Origin of the sequence: Amycolatopsis sp. NPDC023774, from assembly GCF_040639695.1 — a bacterium.
GTDB lineage: Bacteria > Actinomycetota > Actinomycetes > Mycobacteriales > Pseudonocardiaceae > Amycolatopsis.
In genome coordinates, this window is the sequence record NZ_JBFAAJ010000003.1 from 501530 (window position 1) to 520568 (window position 19039).

Below are 19039 nucleotides of genomic sequence, written 5' to 3' on the forward strand. Positions count from 1 at the left end.
GGGCCCGGATCCCGCACGGATCCGGCCCCGCCGCTGTCAGACGTTGCGCCGGTATTGACCGCCGACTTCGAAGAACGCGTCGGTGATCTGCCCGAGCGAGCAGACCCGCGCGGCATCCATCAGCACGCCGAACAGGTTGCCGCCGCGGGTCGCCGCCTCACGTAGGGCCTTGAGGGCCTGCTGCGCGTCTTCGGCGTGGCGGTGCTGGAAGTCGGTGAGCCGGTCGAGCTGGGACTTCTTCTCATCCTCCGTGGCGCGGGCCAGCTCGACCTCGACGTCTTCCTCACCCGCGTGCGGGTTGCGGAAGGTGTTGACGCCGATGATCGGCAGCGAGCCGTCGTGCTTCTTGCGCTCGTAGAGGATCGACTCGTCCTGGATCTTGCCGCGCTGGTAGCCGGTCTCCATCGCACCGAGCACGCCGCCGCGCTCGGAGATCCGGTCGAACTCGACCAGCACGGCTTCCTCGACCAGGTCGGTCAGCTCGTCGATGATGAACGAGCCCTGCAGCGGGTTCTCGTTCTTCGACAGGCCCCACTCCTTGTTGATGATCATCTGGATCGCCATCGCGCGGCGCACCGACGACTCCGACGGCGTGGTGATGGCCTCGTCGAACGCGTTGGTGTGCAAGGAGTTCGCGTTGTCGTAGAGCGCGCACAACGCCTGCAGCGTGGTGCGGATGTCGTTGAAGCTCATCTCCTGCGCGTGCAGCGAGCGGCCCGAGGTCTGCACGTGGTACTTGAGCTTCTGCGAACGCTCGTTGGCGCCGTAGCGCTCGCGCATCGCCACCGCCCAGATCCGCCGCGCCACGCGGCCGAGCACCGAGTACTCCGCGTCCATCCCGTTGGAGAAGAAGAACGACAGGTTGGGCGCGAAGTCGTTGATGTCCATGCCGCGCGCGAGGTAGGACTCGACGTAGGTGAACCCGTTGGACAGCGTGAACGCCAGCTGCGAGATGGGGTTCGCCCCGGCCTCGGCGATGTGGTAGCCGGAGATCGAGACGGAGTAGAAGTTGCGCACCGCGTGCTCGATGAACCACTCCTGGATGTCGGCCATCATGCGCAGGCTGAACTCCGTCGAGAAGATGCAGGTGTTCTGCCCCTGGTCCTCCTTGAGGATGTCGGCCTGCACGGTGCCGCGCACATTCTTCAGCGCCCACGCGCGCAGCTCGGCGGCCTCCTCCGCCGACGGCTCGCGGCCGTGCTCGGCGCGGAAGGCGTCGAGCTTCTGGTCGATCGCGGTGTTGAGGAAGAACGCGAGGATCGTCGGAGCCGGGCCGTTGATCGTCATCGACACCGAGGTGTTCGGCGCGGTGAGGTCGAAGCCGTCGTAGAGCGCCTTCATGTCCTCGATCGTCGCGATCGAGACGCCCGAGGTGCCGACCTTGCCGTAGATGTCCGGGCGGGTGTCGGGGTCGTGGCCGTAGAGGGTCACGGAGTCGAAGGCCGTGGACAGGCGCTTGGCCTCGGAGTCGGCCGAGAGCAGCTTGAACCGGCGGTTGGTGCGGAAGGCGTCGCCCTCGCCGGCGAACATGCGCGCCGGGTCCTCGCCGTCGCGCTTGAACGGGAACACTCCGGCCGTGTACGGGAAATACCCGGGCAGGTGTTCGCGGCGCAGGAACGAGAGCAGCTCACCGGATTCGGTGTAGCGCGGCAGGGCGACGCGCGGGATCCGGTTGCCCGACAACGTGTCGCGCCACAGCTGCGTACGCAGTTCCTTGTCGCGAACCTTCACCACGAGCTCGTCCTCGCGGTACTCCTGCGCCAGCGCGTGGAACCGTTCGAGCAGCTCGGTGGTCTCGCCGTCCACAGCGGACTCGGCGGCAGCGAGCAGGCCGTCCAGCGCGTCCGTGGAAGTGTCCACTGTGTCCAACTCGGACAAAGCAGCCTTCGCGGCGGCCAGGTGCTCGCGCTTGCGCACGGCGGCCACCTGCTTCTCGGTCTGCTCGTGGTAGCCGCGCACGGTCTCGGAGATCTCCGAGAGGTAGCGCGCCCGGTTGCCCGGGATGACCGTGCTCGCGTCGGTGGACACCTTGCCCTCGACGGCGGGCAGCACGCCGGCTGACACCGACAGCCCGCGCTCCGCGAGCCGGTCGCGCAGGTGCTGGTACAGCGCGGTCACGCCGTCGTCGTTGAACTTCGCGGCGCTCGTGCCGAACACCGGCATGTCCTCGGGGGCTTTGTCGAAGGCCTCACGGTTGCGCACCAGCTGGCGCGCGACGTCGCGACGGGCGTCCTCGGCGCCGCGGCGCTCGAACTTGTTGATGGCCACCACGTCGGCGAAGTCGAGCATGTCGATCTTCTCCAGCTGCGACGCGGCGCCGAACTCCGGCGTCATCACGTACAGCGACTCGTCCACGTAGTCGACGATGCCCGCGTCGCCCTGGCCGATGCCCGGCGTCTCCACGATCACGAGGTCGTAGCCCGCGGCCTTGCACGCGAGGATCGACTCGCGCAGCCCTGCCGGGATCTCGCCGCTGGTCGTGCGGGTCGCAATGGAACGGAAGTACACCGGTGAGCCGTCGAGGCAGTTCATCCGGATGCGGTCGCCGAGCAGCGCGCCGCCGCCCTTGCGCCGCGACGGGTCCACGGCGAGCACCGCGATCCGCAGTTTGTCCTCCTGATCGAGACGGAAGCGGCGGATGAGCTCGTCGGTCAGCGACGACTTGCCGGAACCGCCGGTGCCGGTGATGCCGAGCACGGGTACACGGCGCTTCTCCGCGGCCTCGGTGAGGGCGGCGAGCCAGTCTTCGGGCAGTTTTTCACGCTGCAGCTGGGTGATCACCCGCGCGAGCGCCGGCACGTCGCCGGAGAGCAGCTTGTCGACCGACGCGGGCGGCTGGTCCGAGAGGTCCACGTCACAGGCCTTGATCATCGAGTTGATCATGCCCGGCAGGCCCATCTCGTAGCCGTCCTCGGGCGAGAAGATCCGCGCCACGCCGCGCGAGTGCAGCAGGTCGATCTCCTCGCGGACGATCACGCCGCCCCCGCCGCCGAACACCTTGATGTGCCCCGCGCCGCGTTCGCGCAGCAGCTCCACCAGGTAGGAGAAGTACTCGACGTGGCCGCCCTGGTAGGCGGAGATGGCGATGCCCTGCACGTCTTCGGTGATGGCGGCGGTGGCCACCTCGTCGACCGAGCGGTTGTGCCCGAGGTGCACGACCTCGGCACCCTGCGACTGCAGGATCCGCCGCATGATGTTGATCGAGGCGTCGTGGCCGTCGAACAGGCTCGACGCGGTGACGAACCGGACCGGGTTCTCGGGGCGGTAGAGGTCGCTGCTCATCCTCCCAAAATACTTGGACTTCCTACTATTGGAAACTCGAGCGGTGGTGACGCAGGTCTCAAGCCGGTTCCGCGCACGGTTGACAGGAGCCAGCTGGGAGCTATATTCAACCTACAAGTTAATCAACCAAGCGATTGAGTACCGATGGCCACTGACCAGCTCAGCACCACGTTCGCCGCCCTGGCGGACCCCACGCGGCGGGCCATCCTCGCCCGGCTCGCCCGGGGCGAGGCGACGGTGAACGAGCTGGCCGAGCCGTTCGAGGTGAGCCTGCAGGCGGTGTCGAAACACCTGAAGGTGCTGGAAGCGGCCGGGCTCATCACCCGCGGCCGGATGCGCCAATGGCGCCCGTGCCGGCTCGAGACGAAGCCGCTCGTGGTCGTGGCCGACTGGGTGGACGAGTACCGGCAGTTCTGGGAGGCGGGGTTCGACCGCTTGGACGAGCACCTGCGGCTCCTGCGGGAGCCCCGGAAGGAGACCGAGCAATGACGCAACGGGACCTGACCATCACGCGCGTGTTCGACGCCCCACGGGAGCTGGTGTTCCGCGCGTGGACCGAGCCGGAACGCCTCGCGAGCTGGCTCGGCCCGGACAAGTTCGCCGCCTCGGCAGTCACGATCGACCTTCGGCCCGGCGGCGCGTGGCGCGCGCGGATCCACAGCGCCGAGTACGACGTCGAGCGCTGGATGCAGGGCGCCTACCGCGAGATCAGCCCACCCGGGCGGCTCGCGTTCACGTTCTCGTGGGACCAGCCCGACGACGTGGTCGGCGAGACCGTCGTGACCATCACGTTCACCGAGATCGGCGACAAGACCGAGATGACGTTCCACCAGGCGCCGTTCCCGACCGAGGAAGAGCGCGCCGGCCACCAGGAGGGCTGGAACTCCACCTTCGAAGCACTCGCCCATCACCTCGAGGAGGTCCGATGACCACCGCACTCCCCCGTGTCGTGTCCGCCCAGGACTGGCAGGCCGCGCGCGATGCCTTGCTGGTCAAGGAAAAGGAACTGATGAAGGCGGCCGACCACCTGACGGCCGAGCGCCGCCGGCTGCCGATGGTGCGCTTCGACAAGGCGTACGAGTTCACCTCGGCCGAGGGCAAGAAGAGCCTGCTGGACCTGTTCGAGGGCCGCCGCCAGCTGATCGTCTACCACTTCATGCTGCACCCCGGCGACGAAGCCGGCTGCCCCGGCTGCTCACTGGTCGTGGACAACGTGCCACACCTGGCGCACCTGCACGCCCGTGACGTCACGTTCGTCGTCACCGCACCCGCGACGCTGCCGGAGATCGAGCGGTACAAGGCCCGCATGGGCTGGGACCTGCCGTGGGTTTCCGCGAACGGCAGCGACTTCACCGAGGACTGCGGCGTCGGCCGGTTCTTCGGGACCAGCGTGTTCCTGCGCGACGGCGACGACGTCTACCGCACGTACTTCACCAGCGGCCGCGGCGCCGAGACGTTCTCCGCGGTGCACCGCTACCTCGACATCACGCCGTTCGGCCGGCAGGAGGCGTGGGAGGAGGAGTCGCGCGGCTCCGACGAGCCCGGCGGCTGGTGGCGAAGGCACGACGAATACTGAGGAGTCCTGAAACTTCCGGTGGAGTACCGAGTTCACCGCGGAGCACGGGCCGGTTCCTGGGGGACCGGCCCGTTTCCGCGGCTCCGGCAAGATTTTTTCGCCGCCGATGTCCGATCGCGGCAGCCGGCTCCGACCGTAGGCTGAACGGCGTCCGACACGGACGCCACTCGGTGAAGGAGCCTGGTCATGGGTGAGCTGGTGTACTACGTCCACGTCTCGGTCGACGGCTGCGTCGAGGGCCCGAACGGCGAGTTCGACTGGCCGCGGATGGGGCCCGAGCTGTCGGCCCACTCGCACGAGCTCTCCGACCGCGCCGCCGTGTTCGCCTACGGACGGCGGGTGTGGGACATGATGGCGGGCTTTTGGCCGCGGGCGGAGTCCATCTCGGACGATCCGCACGACGTGGCCTTCGCCCCCGTGTGGCGGAAGACCCCGAAGGTCGTCTTCTCCCGCACGCTCACCGACCCCGGGTGGGACACCGAGGTGCTCGGCGGCGACCTGACCGACGAGGTCACGGCGCTGAAAGCGCGGCACACCAAGGACATCCTGCTCATGGGCGGCGCCGACGTGCCCGCGCAGCTGAGCCGGCTCGGGCTGATCGACGAGTACCATGTGCTCGTGCACCCGGTGGTGCTGGGCGGCGACAAACGACCGTTCGCCGTCGACGCCGAGCGGCTCGGCCTGCGGCTCGTCGAGTCCCGCGTGATCGACGGCGCCGTGGTGCTGCTGCGGTATCGCCGGGCCACCGAAGAGAGGTGACCCGGCCGCCGCAGCCCTGCCGGGACGGGGTCAGCGGGCTTTGGCCGCCCGCAAGGCAATCCACTGCCGCATGGCGTACTCGACGAGCGTGATCAGCGTCTGCTTCGTCGACTCCCGGTCCCGCGCGTCACAGCGGACGATGGGGATGCTGGGGTCGATCGACAGCGCCTCGCGCACGTCGTTGATGTCGTGTTCCAGCACCCCGTCGAACGTGTTGATGCCGACGATGTAGGGCAGGCCGCGGTCCTCGAAGAAGTCGATCGGCGCGAACGAGTCCGCCAGGCGGCGGGTGTCGGCCAGCACGACGGCACCGATCGCGCCGCGGACCAGGTCGTCCCACATGAACCAGAATCGCTGCTGGCCCGGGGTGCCGAACAGGTACAGGATCAGGTCGGCGTCGAGCGACACACGGCCGAAGTCCATGGCGACCGTGGTGGTCGTCTTGTTCGGGGTCTGGTCGAGGTTGTCGATGCCGCGGCTCGCGTCGGTCATCATCGCCTCGGTGGTGAGCGGAACGATTTCCGACACCGAACCCACGAAGGTCGTCTTGCCCGCTCCGAAGCCGCCCGCCACCACGATCTTCGCCGATGTCATGGTCGGGGGCGCGGTTTCCCGCGGTGCCTTAAAGCCGACGGAGTCCACTCAAAACCCTTTCCATCAACATCAAGTGTGCTTCGGCGCCGTCATTGCCCGAAATCGTCCGGTGCACGGTGACGAGGCCCGCGTCGGCCGCGTCACTGATCAGCACCCTGGCGACACCCAGTGGCACCCGCAGGGCCGCCGCGACCTCGGCGACCGACCGCGGGGTCCGGCACTCTTCCATGATCGAGATGCTCTCGATCTGTTCGGCCGCCGCCTCGGGGAAGCCCCCCGCGACGACGTGGTCATTGGTGGAGATCAGCGTCTCCAGCTCGAGCGCGTAGTTCGCCCGGGTCCGGCCGCCGGTGAGAGCGTACGGCCGCACGATCGACGTCTCCTCGGCCGGGTCCACCCGATCGGGTCGGTCCGGCCGGGTGAACGCGGCGGGCATCACGAACTCGCCGCTGGGCGGTCCGGGGTCGAAAAGCCCGCCTGGTCTAGGCCCATCCGCATCGGTACTGCCCGGTGGAGAGACTAGAGAGGTCACTCGATCTCCTAACTCGGCCGGCGGCACTGGCGCCACCGGCGGTTCCTCCGCCGCGTGCGCCCCCGCGGGCGGGGGTTCGGGGGACTGGGACTCCTTACCGGTCTTCTTCCGCTTCTTGCGCGAGCGGCCCGAATCGAGGCTGAAGCCGTTGAGGAGGTCGGCGAAGGTGCCGTCGTCCTCACCGCGGGCGGCACCGGGAGCCCCCGCGCGCGGGGGTTCCTCGCTGTCTCCGGGCTCTCCGCCGAATAATCCGGACCCCGTGCTCATCGCGTAATCATCCCACCGGCTCACCGATCAGCGACCCACCCGCGCCCTGCAGCTGCGCACGGAGTTCCGGGGTCAGGATCTGCCCCACGCGGTCCACGAGCATCGTCATCTCGTAGGCCACCTGACCGATGTCGCAGTTCGGCGCCGCGAGGATCGCGAGGCACGAACCGTCGCTGATGGACATCAGCACCATGATGCCGAGTTCCATCTCGACCACGGTCTCGTTCACCGCGCCCGCCTCGAAGCAGCGGGCCGCGCCCTGGGTAAGGCTCACGAGCCCGGAGGCGACGGCGGCGAGCTGGTCGGCGCGGTCGAGCGGCAGGCGGTTGGAGGCCGTGAGGAGGAGCCCGTCGGCCGACACCACCACGGCGTGCGCCACACCCGGGACCCGCTCGGCGAAGTCGTTCACCAGCCAGCCGAACTGGTTCTGCTGCGGCTGAGCCGTACTCGGCGAGGTCATTCACCCTCCAGTGTTTCGTGGTTGGTCTCAGTGGCCTGCCCAGTGCGGTGCCGGCCGCGCTGGATGCCCTGCTGGAAACTGCTCAGGCGGCCACGCACGTCGTGCGCGTCGCGGGTCGGACGGGGGTTCGCCGCTCCGGCGGGCGGCGGAGCGCTCCCGGGGAGCAGCTGCTCCCCGCGGCGGCGCCGGGGCAATCCTGCCGAAGTGAACGAAGAGGGCGTCGACTGGGACACCGATTGGACCGTCCGCCAGCCCTCGTCGGACCCGAAAACCCATTCCGCGGCGGGTGTCCCGGCCGCGGCGGCCTCCAGGTTCGCCACCGCGGCGGGCACCTGACCCGGGTCGACGGCCGGCGGTCCGGGCGGCAGGTTGCTGGCGGCGGGACGCCGGGTGGGCAAGGACTCGGGCGCCGCGGGGCGGCCGGGCACCTCGCCCTCCGGGCGGCGTGCCGGGCGCGGGGTGGGCGACGGCCGGGTCGTGCCGTTGCCGTTGCCGTTGCCGTTGCTGCCGTTGCCGTTGGTCTCGCTCGGGGTTGTCCACCCGCCCTGCGGGTCGAACGCCGGCGGCACCGGATGGTCCGCCGCGGGCTCCGGCTGAGCGGTGCGCGCCGCGCCGAAGGCACTCGCGACGCCGCGCCGATCCGGCCGGGTCCCGCCGTCCTGCTCGCGCTCGGCCGCGGGCGTTTCCGCCTGGACCGCACCGAAAGCGTTCGCGACGGCCGGCCGGCCGGCCGCGGGCCTGGCCGGCTGCTCGACCGGTGCGGCCTGCTCGGCGGCGTCCGCCGCGGCCACCGCCGCGTCGAGGGCACCGGCGAAACCGGGGTACTCGGCCGTGGTCTCGTTGTCGCCCACCGGACCTGACTGGTGCGGACCACCGGTGCCGAACGCGTTCGCGACGCCCGGGCGATTCGCCGGGGGCTCGCCGGCCGGGGTGAACGCGGGGGCCGCGAACGCGCTGCCGGGCTCCCCCTCCAGGCGGTTGAGCGCCGCGGCGCCCAGACCCTGCTGTTCGGCGACCGGCTCGACGACGCCGTCGCGGACCTGCCGCCGGCCGCGGTTGACCCCGCGCTGGAAGCTGGTGAGGCGACCGCGGACATCCGCCGGGTCGCGCACCGGCAGGCCTGGCTTGGCCGACTCGGCGGCCGGCAGTTCGTCCGGCGCCGCACTGCCGGGCATGAGCTGCTCGCCACGACGGCGGCGCGGCAGCCCTGCCTTCGTGAACGCCGTGGGCTCGACCTGCGAGACGGCCTGGACGGTGCGCCAGTTCTCGTCGCTCGCGAAGTCCCAGTTGCGCTCGTCCTGTTCCGGCGTGGACACCGGGGCGACACCGGGCTCCGGCTTTGCCGCGTCGGACGGCGGTTGCTCCCCCGGCTTCGGCTCGGTCTTCGCGCCGGCCTTGTCATCGGTGCCCGCAGCGGACTCGCCGGGCCTCGCGGTCTTCTCGACCGCGGGCTGATCTGTACCGGTTTTGGCCGCCGTCTCGTCCGCGGGCGGCGCGGGCGAGCGGAACCACGCCGAGAGCATCTCGTCGAAGATCGGCGTGTTCTCGATCGTCGTCTCGGCGGCCGTGGGCGGCGGGACCTCCGGCACCTTCCGCGCCGCCTCGTTCCACCATTCGCTCAGGGTGGTTCCGTTGGCGGAGAAGAGGTCCTTGCCCGAGGGCAGCTCGCGTGCGCGCTCGTCGGCGGGCTCCGGGCGCGTTGCGGGCTCCGGCTCCGGCCGCGGCGGCGGCACGTCGACGATCTGCGGCAGCTGCGGGACCGCCGGGTTGGGCGGCGCGGGCGCGTCGTCACGCGGAATCGGGCTGAACAGCGCGGTCCCGGAGATCTCGAGGTCCGACGGCGGGCGCACGCCCGGGCCGACGGTGTGACCGTTGGCGAAGCCGGCGAGGTCGCTCGCCGAGGGCCACCGCTGCTGCTCGTCGGCTCCCTGGGTCGGCTGCTGCGGCACGAGCGTGCGGTCCGCGGCCGGGCGTGCCGAGCCGTTGACCGGACGCTGGCGGCGCGGCAGGCCACCGGGGATCGCGGGCGGCGCCGTGACGCTGCCGAACGGACCGGCCTGCTGCGGCGGGTTCTCCAGCGCGGCACCGGTCATGACCAGCTCAGGCGGGACCACCACGGTGGCCCGCACGCCGACGATGTCCTTGCCACCGTGCAGCGAGACGCCGATGCGGTGGCGCCCGGCGAGGCGCCCGACCACGAACAGGCCCATGCGGCGCGAGGTCGCGAGGTCGACCGAGCCGGCCTCCGTGAGGCGGCCGTTGGCCTCGACCACCTCGTACTCGTTCATGCCGATGCCCTTGTCGAGGATGTCGACGTTGAGCGAGCCGTCGTCGGCCAGGCGCGTAGCCACGGTCACCTGCGTCTCCGGCGCGGAGAACGCGGTGGCGTTGTCGAGCAGCTCCGCGATGAGGCGCTGGACGTCGCTCGCGGCGAACCCGACGATCTTCACCACCGGCGGCTGCTGCACCGAGACCCGTTGGTACTGCTCGATCTCCGACACGGCGGCACGCAGCACGTCGTGCGCGGCCACGGGTTGGCCCGAGCGGCGGCCCGGCTCGGCGCCGGAGAGGACCATCAGGTTCTCGTTGTTGCGCCGCATCCGGGTGGCGAGGTGGTCGAGCTGGAAGAGCGTGGCGAGCTGGTCGGCGTCCTCCTCGTCGCGCTCCAGTCGCTCGATCAGCTGCAGCTGGCGCTGCACGAGGCTCTGGCTGCGGCGCGAGAGGTTGACGAACACACTGCTGTAGCCCGTGCGCATCGCGGCCTGCTCGGTCGCGAGCCGCAGCGCCTGGCTGTGCACCTTCTCGAACGCGCGCGCGACCTCGCCGATCTCGTCGGACGCCCGCACGTGCACCGGCTCGACCTCGACGCTCTGCGCGCGGCCCTCCTGGATGTTGCGGACGGCGGCGGGCAGGTCCTTCTCGGCGACGTCGAGCGCACTGCGGCGCAGCGTCTTCAGCGACCGCAGGATCTGGCGCGTGATGAGGAAGACGACGGCCGCGGCGGCGACCATCGCGGCGAACAGCAGCACCGCGAGCAGACCCGCGCTGCTGCTGGCGTCCTCCACCAGCGCGGCGGACGCGGCGGTGGCGTCGGCGCTCATGCGGTTGCCGACCTCGGAGAGCTGGCCGACCACCGCGTTGGACGCGTTGTTCCACTCCTGCGCCTGGACCTGTGACAGCCCCTGGTCGCTCGTGGGGCCCTGCTCGCCGAGGACGATGCCGACCATGCGCTTGCGGTCGTAGGCGGTGTCGGGCTTGAGGGTGCTCTCGAGGTCCTGGCGCTGCGGCGCGGTGGCGGCCGCGTTGAAGTCGTCGATGCGGTCGTCGTAACGCAGTTCGGCGTCGCGGACGTCGCTGAGCTGCTGCGCTTCCAGCGTGTGATTGGCGATGCCGTAGGACACCAGCGCCTGGCTGACCGAGACCTGCTCCTTGGCTGCCTCGAGGTCATGCAGGGCGTTCGCCGTACCGCCCAGCGCGTCGGCGCTCGCACCGGCGGCCACCGCGGTGTCGGCGCCGATGAGGGCACCGGTCACCGCGTTGTAGTCGCCCACCGCCTCGGCGGCGTCGAGCAGGCCCGCGCCGACCTGCTGGCGGATCACGGCGATCTCGTTGACCTGCGCGGTCGCCGAGTTCACGGCACCGGACACACTGGACTCGGACCCGCCGACGCGGTTCGCCGCGGTGATGAATGGTTCGACCGCGGCGTCGGTGGCCGCGCGGGCGGCCTTCAGCTCGGGCGTGACGCCGGCGGCGCCCGCCGTGAGCTGCGCCGCGGTGAGCGTGCGCTCCTTCTGCAGACCGTCGGTGAGCTTGCGCAGCTGGGTGCTCAGGCCGACCAGCTTGTCGATCCGCTCGTAGTCATCGGAACGGCTGACCTGTCCTGCGATCGCGGTAATGCCCAGCACCAGCGCGAGGACGATGGGGACCAGCGTCACTGCCGAGAGCTTGACCGGAATGCTCCAGTCCCGCCAGCGCAGCGCCGCTCGCCAGCCCGAGGACCGGCTCGGTCGCCGGGGCGGGCGGCCGAGCAGCTTCTCAACAGGCACCTGGCCATCTCCTGCAACGGTCACGAAAGTGACTCCCTGTCCCGCGTCGTGGCTGCCCGTGGGCGGCTTCCGGTGCTCCCGGAACGGTCCACGGCATTCCGCCGACCCGCGCGATCGACCCCGTGAGGACACGACCGTGCAGACCTTTCACCGTGTTCACCGGCGTGCTGCTTCCCGGGACTTTGCACGTGCACGGCGCAAGTTGCGTACTGCACGGCGGTGGTCGAGGTCAACTTGTCTGTGCCTATCGATCGCTGCGGTCAGCTGGGCCAAAGAATCGTACACCAATCCCGGCTGAGGATATTGTCTTCCACTTCGCACGGCTGACCTGGGAAAAGTCGATTCGGCCCAGGCCGCGGGCCGGGGATTGAACCCCGACGGGGTCGAAGCGGGAATTCCGGTTACCGGTTGCTCCGGGGCGCAGCGTCCGACAGTCACCCGATTAGCCCACGCAGGGTAGTCGAATCCCTCGGAGGACCTACGCTCCGTGCCCCCATCGAGTGGAGTGCCCCCGAAGATGAACCCGATGTTGTGGTCTGGCAGCAACTCGCCGCCCGACCCGGTGATTTCTTTCGCGATCCGTCACCGGCCTGCGAATCCTCGCCCCGGCCCACCGGAGGGACGCCGGACCGGGGCGCCGGCCCCGCACTTCGACTACCCCGTGTCACAGTATTCGTCCGACCCTGGTCCGCGTCTCCACCATTTGCCGCAGCGTTCCTCAGCTGCGACAACGTGGCGTGACATACGCTCTCACTATTACGAGTGATCTGTTCGTGATCTTCATTGAGAGTTCCGTTTTCGCACATTTCCAGCCGGAAAACGAATTCCGGAGACCCTTCTCAGGAACCGGCTTTTTCGGGGATGCGACGCCGTCGTTACTATGGCCGCCTCCCAGTCCGCAAGGGCAGACCGGGTGCCACTCGAACGAGGGGCCCCGACCCGGCCACCGCCACGGACGCAAGTTGCCGGAGGCAGCCATGCACAACGTCGCGAACACCCCCGCGGCGAGCACCCCGCTCGAGGAGACCGGACAGCTGCCGGCCATGTTCGCCCGAGAGGGCGCGGAGCCGGTGCCGTCGACCCGGCGCGGTCCCGACTACGACCTCATCCAGCGCAGCCCCGAGTTCACCGCTCTGCGCCGGCGGTTCCGCAGATTCGTGTTCCCGATGAGCGCCGGCTTTTTCGTCTGGTACCTGACCTACGTGGTCCTGGCCGCGTACGCGAACGACTTCATGAGCACCCGCGTGTTCGGGCTCGTCAACGTGGGCATGCTGCTCGGCCTCGCGCAGTTCGTGACCACGGCGCTGATCACGCTCGTCTACGTCCGGTTCGCGGACCGGGAGGTGGACCCGCGGGTCGCCGAGCTGAGGGAACGGGCCGCCGTGACGGAAGGAACCCGCCAGTGACCACCACCGAGCTCGCCGAGAGCGTGCCGGCGAGCAACCCGCTCGTGAACACGGGGGTGTTCGCGCTGTTCGTCGCGATCACCCTGTTCGTCGTGTACCGCGCGGGCAACCGCGGCAAGAAGACCACCGCCGACTACTACGCGGCCGACAGCGCCTTCACCGGGCGGCAGAACGGCATCGCGCTCTCGGGCGACTTCCTGTCCGCCGCGTCGTTCCTGGGTATCGCCGGCGCCATCGCGATCCACGGCTACGACGGCTTCCTGTACTCCATCGGCTTCCTGGTCGCGTGGCTGGTTGACCTGCTGCTGATCGCCGAACTGCTGCGCAACACGGGCCGTTTCACGATGGGCGACGTGCTGAGCTTCCGGATGAAGCAGCGTCCGGTGCGCGCGGCCTCGGCCGCCTCGACGCTCGTGATCTCGTTCTTCTACATGCTCGCGCAGATGGCGGGCGCCGGCGGCCTCGTCGCGCTGCTGCTCAACGTGCACTCCCGGCTGGGCCAGTCGCTGGTGATCGGGGTCGTCGGCCTCGTGATGGTCGTGTACGTGCTCGTCGGTGGCATGAAAGGCACCACGTGGGTGCAGATCATCAAGGCGAGCATCCTGCTCGTGGCCGCCACGCTGATCACCGTGTTCCTGCTGGGCAAGTACGGGTTCAACTTTTCCAACCTGCTCACCGCGGCCACGGACAACAGCCCGATGGGCACCCGCCTGCTCGAGCCGGGCGGCTCGTACGGCGCCAGCGGCACCACTCGCCTGGACTTCGTGTCGCTGTCGCTCGCGCTCGTGCTCGGCGTCGCGTCGCTGCCCCACGTGCTGATGCGCTTCTACACCGTGCCGAACTCACGGGAGGCACGCCGCTCGGTGGTCTGGGCCACCGTCTGCATGTTCGTGTTCTACCTGTGCACGCTGGTGATCGGCTTCGGCGCCGCGGCGCTCGTGGGCAGCGACGAGATCAAGGCCGCACCCGGCGGCGAGAACTCCGCGGCCCCGCTGCTGGCCCTGCACATCGGCGGCACGCTGCTGCTGGGCATCATCTCGGCGGTCGCGTTCGCGACGATCCTCGCGGTGGTCGCGGGCCTGACGATCACCGCGTCCGCCTCGTTCGCCCACGACGTCTACGCGAACATCTTCAAGCGCGGCAAGGCCGAACCGGCCGACGAGGTCCGCGTCGCGCGCCTGACCGCCCTGGTCGTCGGCATGATGGCGATCGTCGGCGGCATCCTCGCCAACGGCCAGAACATCGCGTTCCTCGTGGCGCTCGCCCTGGCGGTCGCCGCGTCGGCCAACTTGTCGACGCTGCTGTACTCGCTGTTCTGGAAGCGGTTCAACACCACGGGCACGCTGTGGAGCATCTACGGCGGCCTCGCGGCGTGCCTGGTGCTCGTGCTGTTCTCCCCGGTCGTGTCCGGCGCCGCCGACTCGATCTTCAAGAGCGTGGACTTCCACTGGTTCCCGCTCAAGAACCCGGGCCTGGTCTCGATCCCGTTCTCGTTCCTGTGCGGCTTCATCGGCACCATGGTCGGCCGCTCGAAGGCCGACGCGGCCAAGCACGCCGAGATGGAGGTCCGGTCCTTGACCGGCATCGGGTCCTGACGGCTGTCCGGCTGTGACGAGAAGGGGCGGGTCCGGTGAGGGGCTCGCCCCTTCTTCTCGGGACGACTCGGGTTTCAGGCCGGCAACGTACGCAGGCGACACTGCGGGACACGCTCGGCCGGACCGATCACCAGGACCCGACCGGTCGGCACCGCGACGTCGACGTCGTCCAGCAGCACGGGCGTCGGCTCCGGCGTGACGTCACGCAGCCGGGCGAGGAACTCCCGCGACCGCGGCTGCTGCGCCGCGTGGCTGCTGTCGCCCGGCCGGCGGAAGTGGGCGTTGGCGAGCAGGAACTCCGACAGCGTGGTACAGACGAGGGTGCCGAAGCCGACTCGCGGCCGGCTCCCGCACGTTGTGCACCTGCAGGACCTCGTCGGCGACCGCCACGGGCGTGCCGAGCGTCTCCTCCTGCCCCGGCACTTCCGGCCGGTCGGCACCGTCCACGGTGCACATCGACCCAGGCTGAGGACGCACACCGACAATCTGCGCGACGTTCACCCGCGCAGGCCGTCCATCATCACCTTCATCAGGCGGGCCGCGTCCTCTTCGGACGCGTTCTTCGCGGCCGTGCCGATGCCGTGGCCGAGGCGCAGGACGTCGGTGCCCGTGATGTCGGCGCGGACTTCGCCGGTGGTCTGGGCGGCGGTGACCAGGTCGGCGCACGCGGTGCGCAGGCGGGTCTGGCACCAGAGGAACGTCTCGGAGCCCGAGTCGATCGACGCCTTGAGGAGGGCAGCGAGGCCGTGGCGCTCGATGACGTACGCGACCTGCTCCCCCAGCCACGCCTGGAGCGCCTCCCACGGTGGCAGCTCGGCGGCGAGCACGGCGGCGCGCGAGGCGAGCTGGTCGATCTCGTCGCGGTAGACGGCTTCCATCAGCTTCTCGCGCGTCGGGAAGTGGCGATACAGCGTGCCGGCGCCGACGCCGGCGCGTTTGGCGATGTCGTCGAGCGGGACGTCGACGCCGTGTTCCGCGAAGGCGTCCTTCGCGGTCGCGACGATGCGGTCGTAGTTCCGCTTCGCGTCCGCCCGCATCGGCCGCGCTGCCTCCGCCGTCATCCACGCACCTCCTCGCACCCGGCTCCCCAGAGAACGGAGAGATTCTCCGAATTCCCTTGCGGAACCGGAGACCCTCTCCATATTATCGCGGACGCAACCAAGTGGAGAGTTTCTCCACTTACCTCGTCCCTCTCTGGGGAGTCCTCCTTTGACCGAGTTGACCGAGCGAACCTCGTCGACCGAGCCTAGGCCGAGACACCGGACCGCCGCGTCCGGGCTCGTCCTCGCGATCGTGCTGACCTGCCAGCTCATGCTGATGCTCGACGCCACCGTGATGAATGTGGCGCTGCCCCGCATCCAGACCGACCTGGGCTTTTCCGCTACCGGCCTGTCGTGGGTGATGACCTCCTACAGTCTCGTGTTCGGCGGTCTGCTGCTGCTCGGCGGACGGGCGGGCGACCTGTTCGGCCGCCGCCGGATGTTCGTGCTGGGCACCGCCGTGTTCACGCTCGCTTCGCTGGCCGGCGGGCTGAGCACGTCGGCCGGGTTCCTGATCGCCGCGCGCGTGGCGCAGGGGGTCGGCGCCGCACTGGCGGGGCCGAGCACGATCGCGTTGATCACCACCACGTTCACCGAGGCCAAGGCCCGCGTGCGCGCGCTTGCGCTGTTCTCCGCCGTCGCCAGCGGCGGGTTCGCGATCGGCCTGATCGTGGGCGGCCTGCTGACCGAGTGGATCTCGTGGCGGGCCGCGCTGTTCATCAACGTCCCGTTCGGGTTGACCATCGCCGTGCTCGCACCGCGGTTCGTGCCCGCGCCGCCGCGCCGGGCCGCGCACCTCGACGTGCCCGGCGCCGTACTCGGCACCTTCGGCGTCGCGTCGCTCGTGCTGGCGTTCACCCACGCCGCGTCCGACGGCTGGGGCGCGCCGCTCACGCTCGCGGCGCTGGTGGCCGGGATGGTGCTGCTGATCGCCTTCGTGCTGCTGGAGCGGCGCGTGGCCCATCCGCTGGTGCCGCTGTGGCTGTTCGCCGAACGCAACCGCGCCGCCGCCTACGCCAGCTTCTTCCTCGGGCCGATGGCGATGATGTCGATGTTCTTCTTCCTGACGCAGTTCCTGCAGGACGTGCGCCACTTCGCCGCACTGGCCACCGGGTTCGCGTTTCTGCCGATGGCCGCGTCGATCTTCACGCTCAGCCGGCTCATGCCGCGCCTGCTCGCGCATTTCGGGCCGAAGCCACTGGCCGTCACGGGCACGGTGCTGATGGTCTCCGGCGTCGCGTGGCTGTCGGTGCTGACGCCGGACAGCGGGTACGTCGCTTCGCTGCTCGGGCCGCTGCTGCTGATGGGCATCGGCGGCGGGCTGGCGTTCTCGCCGCTCAACGTGATCATCATGTCCACCGTGCCCGCCGAGGACGCGGGGGCCGCGGGTGGCGTGCTGCAGACCATGCAGCAGGTCGGCAGCACGCTCGGCCTCGGGATCCTGGTGACGGTGTTCGGTGCGGCGACGCGTTCGGCCGCGGCCTCGGGTGCCACCGGCACCCCGTTGCTGGTCGACGGGATGACGGCCGCGTTCCTCGCGGCGAGCGGGCTGGCCGCGCTCACCGTCGGGGTCGCGCTGACCTTCCGGCGGGGAAAAGCCGTGCCGGCTTAGAAGATGTCCTTGCCCGCCTGGACCCGGTGCGTCACCCGGCGTTCGACGATGAACGAGACGAACGGGACACAGCCGGCGAGCAGCACGAGGATCGTGCTCTTGATCGACCAACGGGCCTTGATCGCGAGGTCGATGCTGCAGGCCAGGTAGATCATGTAGAGGACACCGTGGATCGGCGAGTACACCGCGGCCGGCGTGGCGTTGCCGAAGCCGTACTCGATCACCATCGTGGCGCAGAGCACGAGCAGGCCGACACCGGTGATCCACGCGGTGGTGCGGAACCGCACCAGGGCTCCGTTCAGTCGCGCCGGGCGGGTCTGGGCGGCACCGTCGGTGCTCGTGGTCATGGGTTCGTCCTCACTTCCGAGGTGGTGGTTCAGGCCTGCTGGTCGCGGGCGTTGAGCTCGCGCAGGTAGCGGTTGTACGCGGCGAGCTCGTCGTCCTCTTCGGCGACGGGCCGCGGCGCCGGGGGACGCGCGGGCGTCGAGGCTCTCGGAGCGGGCACGGTGACCGCGGCCTGCTCGGCCTGGGCCTCGCCGCTCTCACCCTGGGCCTCTTCCCGTTCGCGCAGCTTCTTGATCCGCCAAAACATGAACGCGGGGAACAGCCCGAACAGCGGCCACTGCAGCACGTAGCCGAGGTTCTGGAACGTGCCGTTGGCGGAGGTGAACCGGTCCCACTGCCACCACGCCAGCCCGCAGCACAGCAGCAGGCTCACCACGCACGTCGCGGCGATCAGGAGCCTGCGCCCGAGCGGGGACACGGCCGGGCCGGAATTCACTGCCACGACCTTGACGCTAGCACTGGGAACCGGGGCCGAAGCTGAGAGGCGGGCCCCCACGTGGTCCGCCTCTCAGCCGGTGACCTCGCGGTTCGCACGGATTTCACACCAGCGGGAATTCGGGCCGGACCGGATGTCGGACGAACGGGTCTCAGCCGGCCCGCACGGCCTTCGCCGACTGCGCGTACCCGTCGGCGAGGCCGAAGACCTTCTGGGCGTATTCGGTGGAGTTGTTGTACGACAGGATTCCCGACCACCAGCCGGACGGCGTGGCCATGTCGCGCCCGCCCGCACACAGGTACCGCCCGGCGGCCAGCGCGGCGTCGTCGATCTGCTGCGGGTCGCCGAGACCGTCGCCGTTGCCGTCGGCGGCCCACTTGCGCCAGGTGCTGGGGATGAACTGCATCGGGCCGACGGCTCGGTCGGCCACGGGGTCGCCGTCGAAGCGGCCGCCGTCGGTGTCACTGATGGCGCGCACGCCCGACGAACCGTCGAGCGGGACGCCGATGATCGGCTTGGACGGGCGGCCGTCGGCGCCGAGCACCGCGCCGCCGTACTGGCCGTGGTTCGACTCGATGCGGCCGATGCCGGCGAGCGTGGCCCACGAGATGCGGCAGCCCGGCTCGGCCGAACGCATCGCGAGCTCCGCGTTGCCGTACGCGCGCAGAGCCCGCGCGGGCACCCCCGTGACGGCGGCGACCTTCTTGGCCCAGTCGTCGAGCGGGTCGGCACTGGAACGCACCGACTGCGGAGTGGTCTGCTGGTCGGCACCACCCGCGACGACGGCGCTGACGGGAGCGATCGAGCCCGGCCGCACGTCGGCCGCCTTCACGCTCAACGCGGGGATGTCCGTGGTGGTCGGGCTCGCCACCGGCGCCGACGCCCGGGTGACGAGCCACGTACCGCCACCCGCCACCGCGAGGACCACCAGAACCACCGCGAGCCGCACCGCCACGGCCGCACCCCCTCGGGCGGGTCCGCCCGCGGGGGCGGCCTCGGCCTGGGTCTCGGCAGCGGTCTCGGCGTCGGCGTTTCCGGTGAGGGGCACGAACTCCGGTCCTCCAGCGTGGCGGTCGGTCGATCACACAA

At 70.2% G+C, this 19039-nt stretch carries 16 protein-coding genes; 7 read left to right on the forward strand and 9 right to left on the reverse strand.

The window, feature by feature from the left end; genetic code table 11:
- Window positions 1–36: 36 nt before the first annotated feature.
- Complete coding sequence (gene icmF, locus AB0F91_RS11990; protein ID WP_360597006.1) at window positions 37–3282, reverse strand: fused isobutyryl-CoA mutase/GTPase IcmF; 3246 nt, start codon at window positions 3280–3282, stop codon at window positions 37–39.
- A gap of 144 nt (window positions 3283–3426) precedes the next feature.
- Here icmF and AB0F91_RS11995 point away from each other — a divergent pair, with 144 nt between their 5' ends.
- The 4 genes from AB0F91_RS11995 to AB0F91_RS12010 all read left to right on the forward strand — a co-directional run bounded on the left by AB0F91_RS11995 (window position 3427) and on the right by AB0F91_RS12010 (window position 5617).
- Window positions 3427–3771 carry a metalloregulator ArsR/SmtB family transcription factor gene (locus AB0F91_RS11995; protein WP_360597007.1) on the forward strand — a complete coding sequence of 115 codons (345 nt, stop codon included), beginning with the start codon at window positions 3427–3429 and terminating at the stop codon, window positions 3769–3771.
- Complete coding sequence (locus AB0F91_RS12000) at window positions 3768–4211, forward strand: SRPBCC domain-containing protein (protein WP_360597009.1); 444 nt, start codon at window positions 3768–3770, stop codon at window positions 4209–4211. Before AB0F91_RS11995 ends, AB0F91_RS12000 begins: the two co-directional genes overlap by 4 nt.
- The gene (locus AB0F91_RS12005; RefSeq protein ID WP_360597011.1) at window positions 4208–4858 is read left to right on the forward strand and encodes a DUF899 domain-containing protein; all 651 of its coding nucleotides are present in this window, start codon (window positions 4208–4210) and stop codon (window positions 4856–4858) included. The genes AB0F91_RS12000 and AB0F91_RS12005 overlap by 4 nt, the downstream gene beginning before the upstream one ends.
- 186 nt (window positions 4859–5044) lie before the next feature.
- Window positions 5045–5617 (forward strand): dihydrofolate reductase family protein, encoded by a 573-nt coding sequence (locus AB0F91_RS12010; protein WP_360597013.1) that lies wholly within the window; start codon window positions 5045–5047, stop codon window positions 5615–5617.
- Window positions 5618–5647: 30 nt separating this feature from the next.
- Here AB0F91_RS12010 and AB0F91_RS12015 read toward each other — a convergent pair whose 3' ends face one another.
- The 4 genes from AB0F91_RS12015 to AB0F91_RS12030 are packed head-to-tail and all read right to left on the reverse strand — an operon-like array spanning window position 5648 to window position 11516.
- Window positions 5648–6259 (reverse strand): ATP/GTP-binding protein, encoded by a 612-nt coding sequence (locus AB0F91_RS12015; protein ID WP_204090344.1) that lies wholly within the window; start codon window positions 6257–6259, stop codon window positions 5648–5650.
- Window positions 6240–7010, reverse strand: coding sequence for a DUF742 domain-containing protein (locus tag AB0F91_RS12020; RefSeq protein ID WP_360597015.1), 771 nt, complete (start codon window positions 7008–7010; stop codon window positions 6240–6242). Before AB0F91_RS12020 ends, AB0F91_RS12015 begins: the two co-directional genes overlap by 20 nt.
- A 7-nt stretch (window positions 7011–7017) precedes the next feature.
- The gene (locus AB0F91_RS12025) at window positions 7018–7470 is read right to left on the reverse strand and encodes a roadblock/LC7 domain-containing protein (protein WP_220238205.1); all 453 of its coding nucleotides are present in this window, start codon (window positions 7468–7470) and stop codon (window positions 7018–7020) included.
- On the reverse strand, window positions 7467–11516 hold the full coding sequence (locus AB0F91_RS12030) for a nitrate- and nitrite sensing domain-containing protein (RefSeq protein ID WP_360597016.1): 4050 nt from the start codon (window positions 11514–11516) through the stop codon (window positions 7467–7469). Before AB0F91_RS12030 ends, AB0F91_RS12025 begins: the two co-directional genes overlap by 4 nt.
- 977 nt (window positions 11517–12493) lie before the next feature.
- On the opposite strand from AB0F91_RS12030, the gene AB0F91_RS12035 reads away from it, so the two are divergent.
- Together AB0F91_RS12035 and AB0F91_RS12040 are read left to right on the forward strand one after the other, a co-directional pair.
- A complete protein-coding gene (locus AB0F91_RS12035; RefSeq protein ID WP_360597018.1) occupies window positions 12494–12922 on the forward strand; it encodes a DUF485 domain-containing protein in 429 nt (142 codons plus the stop codon).
- A complete protein-coding gene (locus tag AB0F91_RS12040; RefSeq protein ID WP_360597020.1) occupies window positions 12919–14517 on the forward strand; it encodes a cation acetate symporter in 1599 nt (532 codons plus the stop codon). The genes AB0F91_RS12035 and AB0F91_RS12040 overlap by 4 nt, the downstream gene beginning before the upstream one ends.
- Before the next feature lie 497 nt (window positions 14518–15014).
- Here the strand turns inward: AB0F91_RS12040 and AB0F91_RS12045 are convergent, their stop codons facing one another.
- The gene (locus AB0F91_RS12045; protein ID WP_360597021.1) at window positions 15015–15578 is read right to left on the reverse strand and encodes a helix-turn-helix domain-containing protein; all 564 of its coding nucleotides are present in this window, start codon (window positions 15576–15578) and stop codon (window positions 15015–15017) included.
- A 148-nt stretch (window positions 15579–15726) separates the two neighbouring features.
- On the opposite strand from AB0F91_RS12045, the gene AB0F91_RS12050 reads away from it, so the two are divergent.
- Window positions 15727–17169, forward strand: coding sequence for an MFS transporter (locus AB0F91_RS12050; protein WP_360597023.1), 1443 nt, complete (start codon window positions 15727–15729; stop codon window positions 17167–17169).
- Here AB0F91_RS12050 and AB0F91_RS12055 read toward each other — a convergent pair.
- The 3 genes from AB0F91_RS12055 to AB0F91_RS12065 form a co-directional block, all read right to left on the reverse strand.
- A complete protein-coding gene (locus AB0F91_RS12055; protein ID WP_360597024.1) occupies window positions 17166–17516 on the reverse strand; it encodes a DUF3817 domain-containing protein in 351 nt (116 codons plus the stop codon). The two genes, AB0F91_RS12050 and AB0F91_RS12055, sit on opposite strands and share 4 nt — an antisense overlap.
- Before the next feature lie 29 nt (window positions 17517–17545).
- Window positions 17546–17956, reverse strand: a complete 411-nt coding sequence (locus AB0F91_RS12060) for a hypothetical protein (RefSeq protein ID WP_360597026.1) — start codon at window positions 17954–17956, stop codon at window positions 17546–17548.
- Between the two features lie 145 nt (window positions 17957–18101).
- Window positions 18102–18998, reverse strand: coding sequence for a lytic murein transglycosylase (locus AB0F91_RS12065; protein WP_360597028.1), 897 nt, complete (start codon window positions 18996–18998; stop codon window positions 18102–18104).
- Window positions 18999–19039 lie beyond the last annotated feature (41 nt).